Annotated in this window: 18 protein-coding genes and 1 pseudogene; 5 read left to right on the forward strand and 14 right to left on the reverse strand. The window is 38.0% G+C overall.

Translation table 11 applies throughout. The annotated features are described in order from the left end of the window. Window positions 1–12 precede the first annotated feature (12 nt). Entirely contained in the window at window positions 13–381 is a 369-nt protein-coding gene (locus HMPREF9071_RS02610; RefSeq protein ID WP_009745000.1) for an RNA-binding S4 domain-containing protein, read from the reverse strand. 341 nt (window positions 382–722) lie between these two features. Here HMPREF9071_RS02610 and HMPREF9071_RS02615 point away from each other — a divergent pair, with 341 nt between their 5' ends. The 4 genes from HMPREF9071_RS02615 to HMPREF9071_RS02630 are packed head-to-tail and all read left to right on the forward strand — an operon-like array spanning window position 723 to window position 3447. Beyond that, window positions 723–1535, forward strand: coding sequence for an FKBP-type peptidyl-prolyl cis-trans isomerase (locus HMPREF9071_RS02615; protein ID WP_009745001.1), 813 nt, complete (start codon window positions 723–725; stop codon window positions 1533–1535). 3 nt (window positions 1536–1538) lie between these two features. After that, on the forward strand, window positions 1539–1886 hold the full coding sequence (locus tag HMPREF9071_RS02620; RefSeq protein ID WP_009745002.1) for a DCC1-like thiol-disulfide oxidoreductase family protein: 348 nt from the start codon (window positions 1539–1541) through the stop codon (window positions 1884–1886). Between the two features lie 23 nt (window positions 1887–1909). Then, on the forward strand, window positions 1910–2614 hold the full coding sequence (locus tag HMPREF9071_RS02625) for a phosphatidylcholine/phosphatidylserine synthase (RefSeq protein ID WP_009745003.1): 705 nt from the start codon (window positions 1910–1912) through the stop codon (window positions 2612–2614). Further along, window positions 2611–3447: a DUF4476 domain-containing protein gene (locus tag HMPREF9071_RS02630; RefSeq protein WP_009745004.1), complete on the forward strand. Its 837-nt coding sequence runs from the start codon at window positions 2611–2613 to the stop codon at window positions 3445–3447. Before HMPREF9071_RS02625 ends, HMPREF9071_RS02630 begins: the two co-directional genes overlap by 4 nt. A gap of 156 nt (window positions 3448–3603) precedes the next feature. Here HMPREF9071_RS02630 and HMPREF9071_RS02635 read toward each other — a convergent pair whose 3' ends face one another. From HMPREF9071_RS02635 to HMPREF9071_RS02645, 3 genes are all read right to left on the reverse strand, one after another. Then, a complete protein-coding gene (locus HMPREF9071_RS02635; RefSeq protein ID WP_009745005.1) occupies window positions 3604–4149 on the reverse strand; it encodes a hypothetical protein in 546 nt (181 codons plus the stop codon). 11 nt (window positions 4150–4160) lie between these two features. Then, entirely contained in the window at window positions 4161–5630 is a 1470-nt protein-coding gene (locus HMPREF9071_RS02640; RefSeq protein WP_009745006.1) for a C10 family peptidase, read from the reverse strand. A 181-nt stretch (window positions 5631–5811) separates the two neighbouring features. Further along, entirely contained in the window at window positions 5812–6357 is a 546-nt protein-coding gene (locus HMPREF9071_RS02645) for a hypothetical protein (RefSeq protein ID WP_117601726.1), read from the reverse strand. Between the two features lie 262 nt (window positions 6358–6619). Here HMPREF9071_RS02645 and HMPREF9071_RS12210 point away from each other — a divergent pair, with 262 nt between their 5' ends. Next, a complete protein-coding gene (locus HMPREF9071_RS12210) occupies window positions 6620–6868 on the forward strand; it encodes a hypothetical protein (RefSeq protein ID WP_009745008.1) in 249 nt (82 codons plus the stop codon). Between the two features lie 61 nt (window positions 6869–6929). Here the strand turns inward: HMPREF9071_RS12210 and HMPREF9071_RS02650 are convergent, their stop codons facing one another. The 10 genes and pseudogenes from HMPREF9071_RS02650 to fic all read right to left on the reverse strand — a co-directional run bounded on the left by HMPREF9071_RS02650 (window position 6930) and on the right by fic (window position 17817). Further along, window positions 6930–8978 carry a M13 family metallopeptidase gene (locus HMPREF9071_RS02650; RefSeq protein WP_009745009.1) on the reverse strand — a complete coding sequence of 683 codons (2049 nt, stop codon included), beginning with the start codon at window positions 8976–8978 and terminating at the stop codon, window positions 6930–6932. A 198-nt stretch (window positions 8979–9176) separates the two neighbouring features. Beyond that, window positions 9177–9692, reverse strand: coding sequence for a hypothetical protein (locus tag HMPREF9071_RS02655; protein WP_009745010.1), 516 nt, complete (start codon window positions 9690–9692; stop codon window positions 9177–9179). 528 nt (window positions 9693–10220) lie between these two features. Next, window positions 10221–12266 (reverse strand): M13 family metallopeptidase, encoded by a 2046-nt coding sequence (locus HMPREF9071_RS02660; RefSeq protein WP_009745012.1) that lies wholly within the window; start codon window positions 12264–12266, stop codon window positions 10221–10223. Between the two features lie 68 nt (window positions 12267–12334). Further along, a complete protein-coding gene (locus HMPREF9071_RS02665) occupies window positions 12335–12754 on the reverse strand; it encodes an HXXEE domain-containing protein (RefSeq protein WP_009745013.1) in 420 nt (139 codons plus the stop codon). After that, entirely contained in the window at window positions 12741–13154 is a 414-nt protein-coding gene (locus HMPREF9071_RS02670) for a hypothetical protein (RefSeq protein WP_009745014.1), read from the reverse strand. Before HMPREF9071_RS02670 ends, HMPREF9071_RS02665 begins: the two co-directional genes overlap by 14 nt. A gap of 139 nt (window positions 13155–13293) precedes the next feature. Next, window positions 13294–15331, reverse strand: a pseudogene (locus HMPREF9071_RS02675) (M13 family metallopeptidase). Window positions 15332–15367: 36 nt separating this feature from the next. Next, on the reverse strand, window positions 15368–15682 hold the full coding sequence (locus tag HMPREF9071_RS02680) for a type II toxin-antitoxin system YafQ family toxin (RefSeq protein ID WP_009745017.1): 315 nt from the start codon (window positions 15680–15682) through the stop codon (window positions 15368–15370). Then, window positions 15675–15935 (reverse strand): hypothetical protein, encoded by a 261-nt coding sequence (locus HMPREF9071_RS02685; protein ID WP_009745018.1) that lies wholly within the window; start codon window positions 15933–15935, stop codon window positions 15675–15677. Before HMPREF9071_RS02685 ends, HMPREF9071_RS02680 begins: the two co-directional genes overlap by 8 nt. A gap of 99 nt (window positions 15936–16034) precedes the next feature. Then, window positions 16035–17141, reverse strand: a complete 1107-nt coding sequence (locus HMPREF9071_RS02690; protein WP_040358204.1) for a hypothetical protein — start codon at window positions 17139–17141, stop codon at window positions 16035–16037. A 136-nt stretch (window positions 17142–17277) separates the two neighbouring features. Then, window positions 17278–17817, reverse strand: coding sequence for a protein adenylyltransferase Fic (gene fic / locus HMPREF9071_RS02695; protein WP_009745020.1), 540 nt, complete (start codon window positions 17815–17817; stop codon window positions 17278–17280).

A 17817-nucleotide genomic window follows, 5' to 3' on the forward strand; every position in this document is an offset into this window, starting at 1 on the left:
GGGTTTGAGTAATTATTCATTCTCTAAGAACTGTTCGAGTTCTCGGCGGTCTTTCTTTGTAGGGCGACCTTCTCCTTTCTTTCGGTAATATTCTTGAGCTTGTTGTTGAGCCTGTGCTTGTTCAAAAGCCTCAGGGGGGGTGTTATCCGTTCGGTATAGGTCTACAAGTTTTGCTCCTACGCGTGATTCTGGGAGGTCATTCACTACAATTTCATAGGTAATTTGATCCTTGCGTATTTGTATCTTATCCTGAGGGAATACCTCTTTGGAGGCTTTAGCAGCTTCTCCATTGATGCGGATATGTCCTTTCTTGCAGGCTTCTGTGGCTATATTGCGTGTTTTGTAATAACGTACACACCATAAGTATTTGTCTATTCTCATTAAGCGTTATTATTTTAAAGTTTTTCTCTTGGACAGATTAGGGCTGAGTCCCAAAAAATCACCTTAACTTCCGTATGGGGCAGGAATCCTTAGAGTTGCATAGAATGGAAGGGTAATGGTATTCCCAATAATGCCAGCATTTCTCCAGGTCTGTCTCAAAGTTAAGAATGTAGCTTTTTGACATAGAGGGGAATGGAGTTCGGTAGTCATTATAAGACCGTGTTAAGTATTTGATAATTAGCACATTGCAAAAATAATATTCATTTGTTTGAAAAAGCCATGCAAAAATACAAGAATTTTTCGTAACTTGCACCCAAATTTAAGTATTTATTTTTCAAAAGATGATAAAGAAAGCTATGTTATTGCTTGCCCTTGCCATGGTAAGCCTATTTTCCTGTAAGAAAAGCGGGGATGATGGTAATAAGTTACGCGAGATGTCCGAGGTGATTCCTGAAAATGACCGAGATATCCAACGTTATCTCAAAACACATTTTTGTGAATTAGATAGCCAAAAGAATTTCGTATTGGATACTATCGCTAAGGCGAATGCAGGGAAAACTTCTCTTTGGAATAATCCCAACCTAAAGAAGAAGGTACTTAAAGTACCTGACCAGCATGGGAATTATATAGAGAATACTATGTACTATCTTATTCTTCAGGAAGGAGTAGGGGAACAGGCAACGATAGCAGACCATTCGTATGTGTTATATAATGGGCTTACTCTTAAGAATAAATCCTTTGATAATTCTATGCAGTTCTCTCAGAGGAATTGGATGGACTTATTAGGTACTCGTGCGAGTGCTTATGTAGGGGGAACCATCATAGGTTTTCGTGAAGCGGTGGCTACCCTCAAGGCTTCTTCCACAGGGAAAGCTATTCCACAGGGGGATGGTACTTTAGTGGCTCCCACCGATGGAGGGATGGGAATTTTCTTTATGCCTTCTGGAATAGGTTATTTCTCCGGTTCTTCGGGAGTTGCTGCCTATTCACCTTTAATTTTTGAGATAAAGCTCATCAAGACAGAAAGATATGATCATGATGGGGATGGTATCCCTTCCATTGATGAAATCCGACACCATGAGGACGGAACTATTACTTTCCCTGATTGTAATGGGAATGGTACGGCTGATTATTTGGATGACAACAAATGTTAGTATATGCTTGTCCTCTATGATAACTACTGCCCCAAATGTACTCGTTTTGCTTCGTGGATAAGGCGATGGGACTGGCTTAGATGGGTGGAACTAAAACCTCTTAGAGATACTTCTATTACAGACCCTTGTTTTGATCTCTCTTTAGCCCAGAAGCAATTGGCTTCCTTAGTTGGCAAATGGCGTTATGGTTATGATACCCTTTGTAGGATTGTCTTACGCTTACCGATTCTTTGGCTTTTCCTGCCCTTGTTCTTTTTAGGGAAGGTTACAGGAGTAGGGGACTACCTCTATAAGCAAATAGCTATAAGAAGGACTGTGCTGCATTGTGATGCGAGACATTGTAAAGTATAATTCCGATATAAAAAATTAGTATAATGAAGAAATTACTCCCTAATTTCATTACCCTTTTGAATCTTTTTTGTGGTATTATTGCCCTGCGTTATGCTATTTCCCAAGCCTTTGATTGGGCATTGTATTGGTTCTTCTTAGGGATTGTTTTTGACTTTTTTGACGGCTTTGTGGCACGTTGGCTTAGGGTTTCCTCTCCTTTAGGATTGCAACTGGATTCTCTTGCCGATTTGGTTACTTCAGGCTTGGTGCCTGGGCAGGTAATGTATTGGCTTATTAGCTATGATACAGCACCTTACGGAGATATAGTCCATTTTTACGTGCCTTTTGTAGGCTATCTGATAACGCTGGCTTCAGCGTATCGCTTGGCTCGGTTTAACTTGGATACTCGCCAGAGCGAATCTTTCATAGGCTTGCCAACTCCTGCTAATGCGCTCTTTATCATTTCTTTGGGATTTATTGTCAAAGAAGCTATTTATATAAAGGCACTTCCGCTTTGGGGGACGCTTCTAATAACGGTGTTAAGCTGCTATTTGCTCAATAGTAATCTCTCTCTCTTCTCTCTGAAATTCAAGGATTTTTCCTTAAGAAGGAATGCCCTTAAATATTTTTTCTTGCTCCTATCCTTGCTCCTATTGATTTGTTTGAGGGAAGCGGGTTTTGCACTTATCATTTTGGCATACATATTGCTTTCTCTTTTAAGTAATATTTTTAAAAGAAAAGAAAAATGAGAATAATAACCATAGTTTGCTTGCTTCTTACACAGGGGCTTTTTGCTCAAGAGGCAGGGAAAATAGGAAAGTTACTTCGTAATGAAGCGAAAGCATCTGATATTAATTCGGTTCATATTCAGTTAGATATACAAGGAGGGGAGTATAAGCGCCCTAACTTACAACAGTATAGGACTTCCCCTGGACAATATCAATGGAATCCTGCTCCTTATGGCTATTCTGAAGTATTTTTGCGTATTCCTGATAATGGTTATTTCACAGTAACTTTAGCAGACCAGCAAATAAGTGGTTATACAGGGAAGTTTCGCTTTTTTGATGTGCGTTCAGGAGCGGTACCTCTTTCTATCTATCTAAATGGATTCTTAGTATACCAAACTACCCTAATGGCTCAGCAAAATAGCCGTACAGTATTGGATTATTTTGTACAGTATGGCTTGTATGAACTTGCCGTATACCCTATTGAAAAACAATGGTATGGAGGGGATTGGAATGATATTTGGAATAACCCTTATCAAGCAGGACATTCTATAGGAGGGAATCCTCACCTGCAGGTGATGCCCGATGATGTGTACGCTAATTTCTACAGAGCGCTTAGTAAGTTTCACTTTGATAGTGACCGAACTGCTTTCATTAATCAACAGCGCAATACTGCATATACCTGTGCTCAGATAAAACCTATCCTTGCCTTATATAGCTTTGATAAGCTACAAATGGCAAAACATCTTTACACACTTTGTGCGGATAAGGGCAATTTCTTTACTGTTTATGATGTTTTTAACTTTGATTCCGACCGTAATGCACTTATGGACTTTGTGGCTAAATATAGAGAGTAGTCGAATGGATTTAGAGGGTATAGAATTAGCAGGCTCTGGGTATTATACCCTATTATAGAAGAGAAATGAGTGCGTGAGAGGTGGGTAGTTTTGATTTTCCAAGATAAAGAGAGAGGCTGTCCGAAAAGGACAGCCTCTTTGTAACTCAAGTAAATATTATTTTGCTTCTTCTTTTTCAAGCATTTTTTCAGGGAGGATATAATGATATTCATATGTAGCATTCATATACTCCTCTAAGGGTTTCCATTCCTTATCATTGAGGAAAGCCTGATTGATACTAGGTGCTGAACAACAGCCAGGGATAGAATAGTACTTTCCTTTAAAGGTAAGAGCAATAGGCTTATTATTTGGAATCTCTAAAGAGAATTTAATGATACGATCTCCAAAAGTTCTATCCATATCATGCAAAACATTAAAAGAGAAAATTACATACCCGTCCTTTTTTAAATATTTTATTTTATACTCCTTTCCGTCCTTTTTAAAGTTATAAACTATATTAGCTTTCACTTTCCCTTCAGAAGTTTCTTCATAAATGGCTACTTTTTCTAATAAATCCTCAGGAATTAAGTTCTCCTTTATTTGAAGTTTTACCAATAAATTAGGAGTATTACAGCAAAGGAGAAACTCTTCTTCTTTGTGATTATCCTTGCGACATGCAGAAAACATTAGCAAGGCAATGAGTAAATATACTATTTTTTTCATAATTCTATTTATTAATAAATGTTAGTTATAACTTTTATATCATAAGGAAACCTATCCATTTTAGGATAATTTCCAAAAACTTTCTTTGAATTACTATGAGTAAGTTCAGGGCGATACCACAAATTGGAACCACTACCCCAGCCTAAATTATGATGTATTAAAGAAACATACACATAACTTTTGTATATTTTTTCCCTACACTCTACATAAATAACTTCTTTCCAGCTTGCTCTATATTTTTTATACCCATCAATAACCCAAGCGTGTCCCTCACGAGTTCTATCATATCTTGGTTTATCAACAGCGGATATATACACAGGTCTATTAGCCAAAAGGTTTTTTTCTATATCGTATTTATCAGAAAGTATAGCATTCGCATATCCTAATTTTTTAAAGGTACTCAATGCATTTTCATCTGAAGCTCCACTTCTATCACAAGTATAATTAATACTCAAAAACTCTTTATTTCCTAAATCGGCTAATAAATGTTGAATATCTTCTCTTCCTTGTAAGCTAACGAAGTTTATGGAAGGGCTTGCAGTCATTTCATCCCAGTGTATTAGTCTGCCATTGAAAACAGCTGGTTTTTTATGATAAGCCATAATTTGTCCTACGGCTACAGCCACACAACCTACGGGGGTTCTTCCCGAACTGCAATTATTATTTTTAACAATTGAGTTATAACCTCCTATTTGATCCCATTCAGTTTTAAGCAAAACATTTGTTTCATTAACAAGTTCCCAATCATCATAAAAAACCTCATAGTCAGTTCCTTGGATACAATCAGGATCATCAGGGTCAAAACTTACACTTCTTGCTATGTTTGACTTTAATTTTCCCTTTTCATCAAAGTATTTCTTAAAAAGCCTTTCTTTTTCCTGTTTGGGCAAATCTTTGGTAAAAGATTCCAAGGCTTCCTGTGCTAATTTATCTTTCCTTTCTTCAAAAAGAGAGCGATTGAGGTCTATATATTGCAAGAGTTGTTCGTAAAGAATCTTTTGTATAGGATTTGAAGTATTTTCCTCCCAGTGTCCTTTGTCGCTATAGGCAAATATTCCCGGGATGCGTTTATCAGCTGACGTAAGGACAAAACCCTTGCTATTTTTGAAGTTTACTATGTACAAATCGTTTTGTTCTGAGGTAACTGCTCTACAGAAAGTACTATAATTAGAAGTATTCTTTACCGTCATAATACTTTCAACCTCAAGGGCATCTTCCTTAGAAAACAGGCTAACACCCTGTTTTTTTTCTATGCTTTGTGTTTGCTGAGCAAATTTTAGAGCTAAGTCCTGGGCTTCTTTTTCAGAGATATAGTAGTTTTCAGTCAGTGCAACCCATTTAAGAGAGGGATCATCAGGGGCATTTATCAGCCCTACTTCCTCTTTAGGAGTAGGCTTAAGAGGGGGAGGTATTTCCTCGCTTTCTCGTTGGCAAGCAATTAAAGCCATTGCGGTTGCCCAAAATAAAATCATTTTTTTCATTTTATATTATTTTATTGGTTTGTTCAGTTACTGTTAGCAGTACTGCTAAAATACGTTTTTTTAAATCATAAACAACTATTTTTATAAAAATATTTTTTTAAATTTTAAACCTTATTTTGCGATATAAGAAAGAGGTTATCCTAAAAACTTTTCGGACAGCTCTCTGTAACTCAAGTAAATATTATTTTGCTTCTTCTTTTTCAAGCATTTTTTCAGGGAGGATATAATGATATTCATATGTAGCATTCATATACTCCTCTAAGGGTTTCCATTCCTTATCATTGAGGAAAGCCTGATTGATACTAGGTGCTGAACAACAGCCAGGGATAGAATAGTATTTTCCTTTAAAGGTAAGAGCAATAGGCTTATTATTTGGAATCTCTAAAGAGAATTTAATGATACGATCTCCAAAAGTTCTATTTATATCATGCAAAACATAAAAAGAGAAAATTACATATCCGTCCTTTTTTAAATATTTTATTTTATACTCTTTTCCGTCCTTTTTAAAGTTATATACTATATTAGCTTTCACTTTTCCTTCGGAAGTATTTTCATAAATGGCTACTTTTTCTAATAAATCCTCAGGAATTAAGTTCTCCTTTATTTGTAGTTTTACCGATAAACAAGGAGTATCACAGCAAATGAGAAACTCTTCTTCTTTGTGATTGTCTTTGCGACATGCAGAAAACATTAGCATGGCAATGAGTAAATATATTATTTTTTTCATGATTCTATTCATTAATAAATGTTAGTTATAACTTTTATATCATAAGGAAACCTATCTATAGAAAGTACTATAATTAGAAGAATTTTTTACTGCTTTGATACTTTCAACCTTAAGGATATCTCCTTTGGAAAACAGGCTAACACCCTGTTTTTCTTCTTTGCTTTGTATTTGCTGAGCAAATTTTAAGGCTAAATCCAGGGTTTCTTTTTCAGAGATATAGTAGTTTTCAGTCAGTGCTACCCATTTAAGAGAGGGATTATCAGTGGCATTTATCTGCCCTACTTCCTCTTTAGAAGTAGGCTTAAGAGGGGAAGGTATTTCTTCGCTTTCTCATTGGCAAGCAATTAAAGCCATTGCGGTTGCCAAAAAAAATTACTTTTTTCATTTTATATTATTTTATTGGTCTGTTCAGTTACTGTTAGCAGTACTGCAAAAATACGTTTTTTTAAATCATAAACAACTATTTTATAAAAATATTTTTTTAAATTTTAAACCTTATTTTGCGATATAAGAAAGAGGCTGTCCGAAAAGGGCAGCCTCTCTCTTATTTTAGAGTTGTTTAAAAGGTTCTGTTACCAGATTTTCACACGGTCTTGAGGATTTCGGTAAAGCTTATCTCCTTCTTTTACATTAAAGGTTTTGTACCAAGCATCTACATTGGTTAACGGAGCAAAGGCACGCAAATAATCAGGGGAGTGAGGGTCTGTTTTTATTTGATTGGTAAGGTTCTTGTCAGTGGTAAGGGAGCGCCATACGGTAGCCCAAGCAATAAAGAAACGTTCCTCTTGGGTTAACCCGCTAATTTTACCTATCTGTCCATGGTCTTTGAGGTACATTTGTAATGCATCGAAGGCGATGTTAGCACCCCCAAGGTCTGCTATATTTTCCCCATTGGTAAAAGTACCGTTTACAAAGATTCCTTTTACAGGTTCATATTGGTCATATTGTTTAGCGAGTGCTTCAGTTGCCTTTTCAAAGTTTTTCTTATCGGCAGGAGTCCACCAGTTCTGTAGGTTTCCATCGGCATCAAACTCAGCTCCACTATCATCAAAGCCATGGGTCATTTCATGACCGATAATTCCTCCAATAGCTCCGAAGTTTACGGCAGGGTCTGCATCAAAACTGAACATAGGAGCCTGTAGGATAGCAGCAGGGAATACAATTTCATTGTAAAGAGGGCTGTAGTAAGCATTCACTGTTTGAGGGGTCATTCCCCATTCTGTTTTATCTACCGGTTTACCTACTTCAGCTAAGTTCTTTTGATAGTACCATTGAGAGATATGTTGGAAGTTATCAAAAAGGGAAGCATTAGGATCAATAATCATCTTAGAATAGTCTCTCCATTTGTCAGGATATCCCACTTTTACATTGAGTTTTTCGAGCTTTACAAGGGCTTTTTCTTTAGTTTCCTCACTCATCCAAGATAGATTCTTGATATGTTGAGCGAAGCTCTTTCTAAGGTAACTAATAAGGGTGAGCATTTCTTCTTTTGCCTTAGCAGGGAAGAATTTTTCCACGTATAACTTTCCAAAGGCTTCTCCTAAGGTGTTATCAATCATTGCAAAGGCACGCTTATCCATGGAGCGTTGTTCTTGTTGTCCACGAAGGTATTTGTTATAGAATTCAAAAGAGAGGGTATCCAACTCTTGGTTCAAAGAAGAGAGATTACTAAGGGTCAACATGTACTTGAGATAGTCCTTAAGCAAGGGCAGGTTATTGGTGTTGATAAACTTATCATAATCCTTGTATAGGCGCATTTCTCCTATAATAACCTTATTCTCGTTCATCCCTACGTTCTTGAAGAATTCAGGGAGATTGATATTTTTTACCAGTTTGGATAGTTCCTCCATCGTTTGAGGGTTATAGCTAAGGTTAGGATCACGATTTTCCTCATTGGTAAGCATAAGTTTGGCAATACTCTTTTCAAAAGCTACCTGTTTTTGAGCTTTTTCTTGGGGATTTTTTTCCTTAATAGCCTTGAATACATTAGCTACAAATTCCTGATACTTAGCGAGCGCCTCACTGTTGCTGGGGCTTTCTTTTTGGTAATAATCAATCCCCATACCGAGGCTAAATTGTCCCAGATAAGCCACATTCATATTGGAGTCCTTCATATCGGCGTATGCATTCCAGTTGCAAATGGGATTATTTCCTATAAGGGTAGCTTCTTCTAAGTATTTCTGCAGGTCGGAGAGGGTTTTAATTGCCTCTATTTTAGAGAGTTGTCCTTCAATAGGTTTGATGCCCTGTGCGTTACGTGTGTCCCAGTCAATGTATTGTTTGTAAAGGGTTTGAATTTTTTGTCCTTCACTGCCATTGGGATATTCTTTTTTCAGGAGGTCTTGCAGGATGGAGAGGCACTGTTGTTCTGTTTGTTCATCAAGCATGTAGTAAGTGCCCCAAGAGGTTTTATCGGCAGGGATTTTAGCGGTTTTCATCCAGCTACCGTTCACATAGTTGTAGAAATCATCTTGTGGGCGAACGGAAGTATCCATAGCCGTGATGTCAAGTCCTTTTTCGGGGAGTTCTTTAGCTTCTTCCTTTTTAGAGGAATTGCCACAGGCTACCATGAGGGAGAGAGAGGCAATACAAGCCATTTTTGTGTAGATATTTTTTTTCATAAAGAAAAGATTTGTATTCAATCAAATGAAAAGGTGAAAAATTAGTACAAAATTACAAAGAAATTATGAATGAGCAATGAATAATAAGCAATTTTTTACAAAAAAAGGACACATGTTTTAAGGATGTGTCCTTTGATATTTCCTTCTTATGATCTATTTTGTTTTAGGAGATTCTTTAGCATTATAAGGAACGAGTAATTATTCTACTTTAGGGTTAGCAGGTGATTCGCTGAGCTGGTTTTCTTGTAAGGTATAAATATTATACCCATGTTTGGGGTCTTTTTCAGGAACCCATTCCTTGCCATTGAGGAGCACTTTATTAATTTGTGGAGTATTGCAACAGTTAGGTATGCTTTTGAATTGTCCTGTAATAGTAATTCTTGCCACTTTATGGTTAGTAGTTTTAAGGTCATAGATTTCACTTCTTTCTATCAAAGACCTCTCAAGATCATAAATTGCAGCGAACTCGAAAATGACAGTGCTATCTAGCCTCTTAAAGTCCCTAAGTTCTACTTTTTCATTTCCAACATTAGTTATTTTTGTGAGAGAGAACTTTGGTGTAAAATCCTCATTCACAAGGTTTTTATCTACTTTGAGATAGAAATATTTAAAGGGTGCACCACAACATGTAAAACTTCCTTTCTCCTTATTGTTATCCTTGTGACAACTTAAGAGAGTCGCTATAGCCAGTAGAAAGTATAAATATTTTTTCATGATCAAATAGAATTAATTAAACTCTCCTTCACGTTGGCAGGCAAGAAGCCCTAAAGCCAACACAAAGAGTAAAAATCGGGTCATAGTATAATGATTAGAAATTATCTTGGTTGTTTTCTGCCCCAAAGTTATAATAAAAAAAGATAAAAAACAATATTTTAAGAAAATAACACAAAAAATCTGTATATAAAAATGTTTTTGGCAAAAAGAGCTTTTTGTAGTGTTTTTTATAGTATATAATGAAGATGGAAGGTTAAAAATAAGGTTGTATGAACTATCATAAAAACGAGCGATTTTCTTATAGAAGATATATTCTTAATTATTTTTTCCCAAGAATTGATAAAATGATAAAAAATGAATGTATACAAACTCATATAAAGTCTTATGGTTTTCTAAAGTAGGTTTATCTGTGCTTCTTATCAGAATAATAGGAGAGGCAATCAAGGGAGATAAAAAAGAGGCTACCCTTTTCGGGCAGCCTCATAAATGGAAAAACAACACGCTTAGGTGATTTTCACTGAAAAAGAATTACCAGATTTTGATACGTTGTTCAGGTTTGCGATAGAGCTTATCGCCTTCTTTTATATCAAAGGCTTTGTACCAAGCATCTATGTTGGTTAGTGGAGCGAAGGCACGAAGGTAATCAGGGGAGTGAGGGTCTACCTTTACCTGGTTGGTCATATATTGGTCGGTAGAGAGGGTACGCCATACAGAAGCCCAAGCGAGGAAGAAGCGTTGCTCTTGGGTAAAGCCACTAATCTTTCCTACGGTTCCATGGTCTTTCAGATACATCTGAAGGGCATCAAAAGCGATATTCACTCCTCCGAGGTCAGCGATATTCTCTACATTGGTCATGGTACCATTGACGAAGATTCCCTTAACGGGTTCATATTGGTCATATTGTTTAGCGAGTGCTTCGGTTGCCTTTTGGAAGTTTTCCTTATCAGTGGGTGCCCACCAGTTCTGTAGATTGCCATCGGCGTCAAACTCAGCCCCACTAACATCAAATCCATGGGTCATTTCATGACCGATTACCCCACCAATTCCTCCGAAGTTCACGGCAGGATCTGCCTCAAAACTGAAGAAAGGAGGTTGAAGGATTCCTGCAGGGAAAACAATCTCATTGTTGGTAGGGTCATAATAAGCATTGACGGTTTGAGGAGGAAGCACCCACTTGGTTTTATCCACTTCTTTTCCTACTTTGTCCAAGGCTTTTTGAAAAGCCCACTGAGCTACCTGTGTGATATTCTCAAAGAGAGATACTTCAGGGTTCATAGTAAGTTTAGAATAATCCTCCCACTTATCAGGATAACCTACCTTTACAGAAAATTTGTGGAGCTTCTCCATCGCTTTTTCCTTAGTAGCATCACTCATCCAGGTTACATTCTTGATGTGCTGGGCAAAACTTTTCTTCAAATAATCTATCAGGGTAAGCATCTCCTCCTTAGCTTTTTCAGGGAAGTATTTTTCCACATAGAGCTTACCGAAAGCCTCTCCAAGAATTCCGTTGATTAGTTCCAGGGCGCGCTTGTCCATAGGACGTTGCTCCTGTTGTCCCATGAGGTATTTGTTATAGAAATTAAAAGTAAGGTCATTGAGCTCTTGGGTGAGGTAGTTACTGTTAAGAGTAACCAATTTGTACTTGAGATAGTCCTTAATCAGGGGTAGATTTTTCTCATTAATAAAAGTATCATAATGCTTATAGAGACCTATTTCAGTGAGGATAACCCTCTCGGTATGAACTCCCACTTTTTCAAGCAACTGAGGTAAGTTAAGGTTCCTTACTAAGGTACTTAATTCCTTTGTTGTTATTGGGTTATAGCTGAGATTTGGATTGTTCTCTTCTTCACTTGTAAGCATGTATTTGGCAATATTCTTTTCAAAGGCTACGATTTGCTTTGCTTTTTCCTGAGGAAAGGGATCCTTTAGGATTTTAAAAATATCCGTTACATAGTCTTGGTACTTAGCTAAGGCTTCGGTATTGCTAGGATTCTCCTTTTGATAGTAATCCTTACCCAACCCCAGAGCAAAATTCCCTAAATATACCGCATTCATTTTGGAGTTCTTCATATCGGTATATACGCCTACGGGACAGATATGATTTGCCCTTTTAGAGGTAGTCTCTTGCAAATAGTTTTGCAAATCATTTAAGGAGTGTATCGCATCAATTTTTTGAAAATACATCTCTAAAGGCTTAAGTCCGTCAGCATTACGCTTATCCCAAGAGATATATTCCTTATAGAGGATTTGTATTTTAGCTCCTTCACTTCCTTGAGGGTATTCCTTTTTAAGGAGGTCATCAAGGATAGAAAGGCATTGCTCATCGGTTTTCTCCATGAGCATATAGAAGGAACCCCAAGCAGGTTTGTCAGCAGGGATTTTAGTGGTTTTCATCCAGCTACCACTAACATAGTTATAGAAGTCATCTCCTGGGCGAAGGGAAGTATCCATAGCGGAGAGCTCAAGACCTTTTTCGGGGAATTCCTTAGCGTTCTCTTTTTTGTTGGAATTACCACAAGCCACCATTAAGGAAAGGCAAGCGAGCCAACCCATTTTGAAGTTTATTTTTTTCATGATAAAAGTGAATTGAATTACCCCGCAAAATTACGAATTAAAATAGTACTATGCAAGACAAAGTATTATTATTTTTTCATTACTTGATAACTCCATTTTGGGATGAGGTATACGCCTATGAGACAGGTTACCATTACAGGGGAATAAGAGTGGGTGAAATAGCTTACCAAAATATGCCATACCAGAAAGAAACTAAGTCCTATAAGGTATATCCCAAGAGCGATTCTCGTAGTTTTTTCGCTCTTGCGACACAAGAGGGCTACTAGCGCTACTAAAGCGAGTTGTCCTATAGAAACTCCTACAAAATATTCAGGATGGTCATTTGCTAAAAGTGCATTCTCAGAGACTCTTGGAAGCTGTAACCAAGTGGGTATTTTGTGAGAGAAATTAATATACCATTGCCAAAAAGAAATACTCTCTTCTACTTGGTGCAAGGCATGTAGTCCCATTATCGGGAGCCATAGCGATAAATACTTATTTGTTTGCATATATTTCCTGTTTTAGTGCAATAATGTAGTTTTGTTGTATGTGCTTCAAGTTCCAAAAAAGAGGAGCTATAAGCCTTAAAAAGAAATTTTTAATATAGATTTTCTCTTGGAAGTAAATTCTAGTACCTCCCTTAAAAGATTCGAACTTTCCTTCCCATTCTCCAATAAATAGTTTGTGCTGCATCGTAAAGGCATAATACTCGTTTTCTATCTTTTGAATATTACTGAAGAGCGTATGTCCTCCTGCTTTGTAATATTCAATAAAACTATCTTCCAATAGCTCAATATCCTTAACTTCCTTTCGCCATTGAAAATTACTATTATCTGTAACAAAGCTATATACCAATGCAATAGGTGCATCAATAAAGTCCGTTACTGTTGAGGTAAGATAGGATTTCATTTCCTTTTAATTATTTGAAAGGTATTATATTTTTCATTTATAAATGAAAAAGTAAAAGGTAAAACACTATTACCTTTTACTCATTCACATACCCAGCTGTGGGCACTTGCTGGCTATATTTTTTATTTTAAGAAGGGAATTACCATATTTTCACACGATCTTCAGGCTTACGGTAGAGCTTATCTCCTTCCTTTACATCAAAGGCTTTGTACCAAGCATCTACATTAGTTAGTGGAGCGAAGGCACGGAAGTAGCCTGGAGTATGAGGGTCTGTCTTGACCTGATTGGTCATATACTGATCGGTGGAGAGGGTACGCCATACGGTAGCCCAAGAGAGGAAGAAGCGTTGGTCTTGACTGAATCCGCTGATATCGGCAACTGCTCCATGGTCTTTGAGATACATTTGGAGGGCATCAAAAGCGATATTCACCCCGCCAAGGTCAGCGATATTTTCCCCATTGGTAAAGGTACCATTCACGAAGATTCCTTTTACAGGTTCATATTTGTCAAACTGAGCTGCCAGAGCCTTGGTTACCTTCTCAAAGTTTTCCTTATCGGCAGGAGTCCACCAGTTTTGTAGGTTGCCATCGGCATCGAATTGGGCACCACTATCATCGAATCCGTGAGTGATTTCGTGACCAATGACAGCACCTATACCTCCGAAGTTCACTGCAGGATCTGCTTCGAAGTTAAAGAAAGGAGGCTGAAGGATGCCTGCGGGGAATACGATTTCGTTATAGAGAGGGTTGTAATAAGCATTCACAGTCTGGGGAGTCATTTCCCACTTGGTTTTATCCACAGGTTTGCCTATTTTGTCCAATTCTTTTTGGTAGCTCCATTTGTTCACTTGTTGTAAGTTCTCAAAGAGAGAAGCGTCAGGGGAGAGAGAAAGTTTAGAATAATCCTCCCATTTATCAGGATAGCCGACTTTTACCTTAAAGGTACTGAGCTTATGGAGGGCTTTTTCCTTAGTCTCGTCACTCATCCAAGTAACGTTCTTGATATGCTCAGCGAAGCTTTTCTTAAGGTAATCTATAAGGGTTATCATTTCTTCTTTAGCCTTAGCAGGGAAATATTTCTCTACATAGAGTTTACCGAAGGCTTCTCCTACTACCCCATTGATAAGCGAAAGGGCACGCTTGTTCATAGGTCGTTGTTCTTGCTGTCCGCGGAGGTACTTACTATAGAAGTTAAAGGAAAGTTCGTCCAAAGCTCCATTTAGATTTCCTGCATTGCTCGCCACTAAGTTATAACGGAGATAATCCTTCAGTAGGGGCAAGTTCTTTTCGTTGACAAACTTGTCATATTCCTTGTACAAGCGTATTTCTCCTACGATCACCTTATCGGTATTGACTCCTACTTTTTTGAGTAAGGCAGGGATATTGAGGTTTTTCACGAGCTTGGAGAGTTCCGCCATGGTCTGAGGATTGTAGCTAAGGTTCGGGTCGCGGTCTTCCTCATTGGTAAGCATGAGTTTGGCAAGGTTTTTTTCGAAAGCCACTTGCTTCTGAGCCTTTTCATCGGCAGCAGGATCACCAAGGAGCTTGAAGATATCCGCTACGAAGGTCTGATATTTGTTAATGGCTTCCGTATTACTTTCATTTTCTTTTTGGTAGTAGTCCCGACCAAGACCTAAAGAGAAGTTACTTAGGTAGATAGCGTTTTGGTTAGAGTCCTTCATATCGGCATAGACTCCCCATCCGCATACAGGGTTTTCTCCCAGTGGAGTAGCCTCTTCGAGGTAAGCCTGCAAGTCAGCAAGGTTTTTGATTGCCTCTATTTTTTTTAAGGATGGGTTCCAGAGGGGAGAGTCCAGCTTTGTTACGGGCGTCCATATCCATATACGTTTTGTAAATGGTTTGGATTTTTTGTCCTTCAGAGCCCGAAGGATAGGTCTCCTTGAGGAGGTTGTCCAGAATGGTAAGGCACTGCTGGTCGGTTTCTTCACGGAGCATGTTAAAGGTTCCCCAAGAAGGTTTGTCGGCAGGGATTTTAGCGGTTTTCATCCATCCCCCATTGACAAAGTTGTAGAAGTCATCTTGCGGGCGTACGGAGGTATCCATAGCCGTAAGGTCTAGACCCTTGTCGGTAGTTGTTTCTTTCATGTTGTCTTTTTTAGAAGGATTGCCACAAGCCACCAGAAGGGCGAGGCAAGAATAAAAACTGATTTTGTTCATATTTTTTGAGTTTTTAGTTGTTAGCTTTGAATTTTTCTATTTACTGAAAAGTTCCAAATGCGAGCCTAATCGTTCCAAAACAATTACCATTTCTTCATCATCTTGCTGCCATATAAGGAGTAAATCTCCTTCTATATGGCACTCTAAGCATCCCTGATATTGTCCTATCAACATATGAGGCTTCATCTTTTTAGGAATCTCAGAGACGCCTCCCTTTTCTAATAGTTTTACAACAGCTAATATCTTCTTAATCTTCTCAGCTTGTTTTTTAAACTTCTTAAGTTCTTTTTTGAATATTGTAGCGTAATATAATTCATACAAATGTTCCTCTTGTTCTTCTATGTCATTCATCTTCTGATAAGATTTCGTTGAACAATTCTTCAGCACTTTTATGTCCTTTAACAAGCCCTTTTTTATGTTTTTCAATCAATTGCCTTCCTTCCTCTATTGCTTCTATGGTCTCCTTGTTAGGAGTAGCCTTTTCTATGGGATATGTTTTTGAAGTCTCTATTATAGTCGTTTTGACTCTAAACTTCTCAAAAAGAGCTTGAAATAGTGGAATATCCACATTATTAATAGTTGCTTGTATTGTTGTTGTCGCCATAATTTCTTGTTTTAAAGAGCAAAGTTACAAAGAAAAAATTAAATAAAGAAATCAAAATATTATTATTTTTTCAATATTTCTATCCAATCGTTGAAATGTTTATTCTTCCTCTTCCTCCGAGAATTGGCTATCAATCATGTGATCAAATTCTTCTATATAAAAATCTTGAAAGAAAACCTCTCCAAAGTCCTTGGAGGTGAGCTGTACTTCCCTTTTGGGCTCTTCGTCCCCTCCGCTTAGGTCAATATATCCATAGCGATGGAGTAGGAAATTATTCGCATATTTGTTGTACTTGAAGGAAATATAAGCTTCTGCTACAAAATTGTCTCCCTTGAACTCCAAGGTAAAGTACGCTCCTTTGCAGACGATTCGGTGGAGAGGCCAGTCCTTATAACAGAAATTAGGGGCTATCAAGAGTCTATATTTGTGCATTTCCTCTCCACTGAGTAGGATTACCACTCTTCGGTGGGCTTCAGCGACTCCTTCCCGTTCGGCAAAGGAAAAGAGGTAATCTTCCTGTCCATCCTCATTAAGGTCGCAACTGTGGAGCTGCTCTAAGTCATATGCTCCCAAGCTAACGATTCTCTGAGATAAGTTATTGGGGTTCTCCACTTGACATACATCTTCATAAGGAGCGATGATTCCCTTCCAATAGCTTATTTGGTTATCCATAAGAGTGGCAGCTTCTTCTTTCGTAGAGGCGGAGAAAGAAGCGCCTTTGCTCCATACCCCGTCCTTGAGCAAATAGGTTACCTGCTTGAAAGGAACATAGACAGCCCCTTGCTCATCACTTGTCTTTTTTCCTTTTTCTCCTGTAAAATATTGGTTGTCAATAGCCGAGATATACACATCAAAATAGCGAGCCAGTTCCTCTGGGGAGAGTTCGTGTATTGCTTGGGTAAGATGGTCACTCTCTATCAGATCATTGGAAAAATATTCCAAAATATAGGGATTGAACTCTGCTGTTTTTGGGAGTAGAGAAATATCCACCTTCCCAAAGACAGGATCTAAATGAGTGGGTATATCTGCTACATTACTATAGAAAAACTCTAATCCAGGATATTCATTGGAGGTATAGGGTACCCTCTTGAGGAGCTCATAGAGCTTTGCCTCTATCTCTGGGCTGATAGGTTGCTCGGTGATAGGGGATGTTTGCTTGCAGGCAAAAAGCCATAAGGCTAAGAGAATAAGGGATATTTTTTTCATAAGGGTCATTTTGGTTAATGGTCAGGATCTAGAGGTTTTTTACCTCACTTACATAATCTTACGCTACAACTCAACTACTGACAAGAATCTTGGTGGTACTTTATCGGTATGCCATACTCCATATCTCTCTTTATTGCTAACTCTCATAATAATAGGACTGTTCTATACCTTTGAAAATCACTTCTTGGTCATTTACTTTATCCGTAAGAACAGGTTGCAGCAGAAAGCGCAATTCCAAATCGTTGATAGGGCTACGCTCCATTGCTTGTAGATAGGCTTCTTTTGGTATCAATCGCCAATCCACCACCTTTGCTAAGTGCTTTTTCAGTATCATATCCAGCCAAATACGAGTAGAGCGCCCATTTCCTTCCATAAAAGGGTGGGCTATATTCATCTCCACATATTTAGCTATAATTTCCTCAAAAGTATTTTCAGGCATTTGGTCTATTACAGGCAGGATAGCATGTAGAAACATTGCATTGGCAAAGCGAAAACCGCCTTTGCTAATATTCAGGTGGCGTATCTTCCCTGCAAAATCATACAAACCCTCAAAAAGATAGTGATGTATCTGGCATAATCCTTTGGTAGTACCTACTTCTATCTGTTCAATAGCTCCACTCTCAAAAAGCTGATAGGCTTTTTGTAGGCTTTGAGCGTCGATTTCTTGAATATTCAT

It is taken from the genome of Capnocytophaga sp. oral taxon 338 str. F0234, assembly GCF_000192225.1.
GTDB lineage: Bacteria > Bacteroidota > Bacteroidia > Flavobacteriales > Flavobacteriaceae > Capnocytophaga.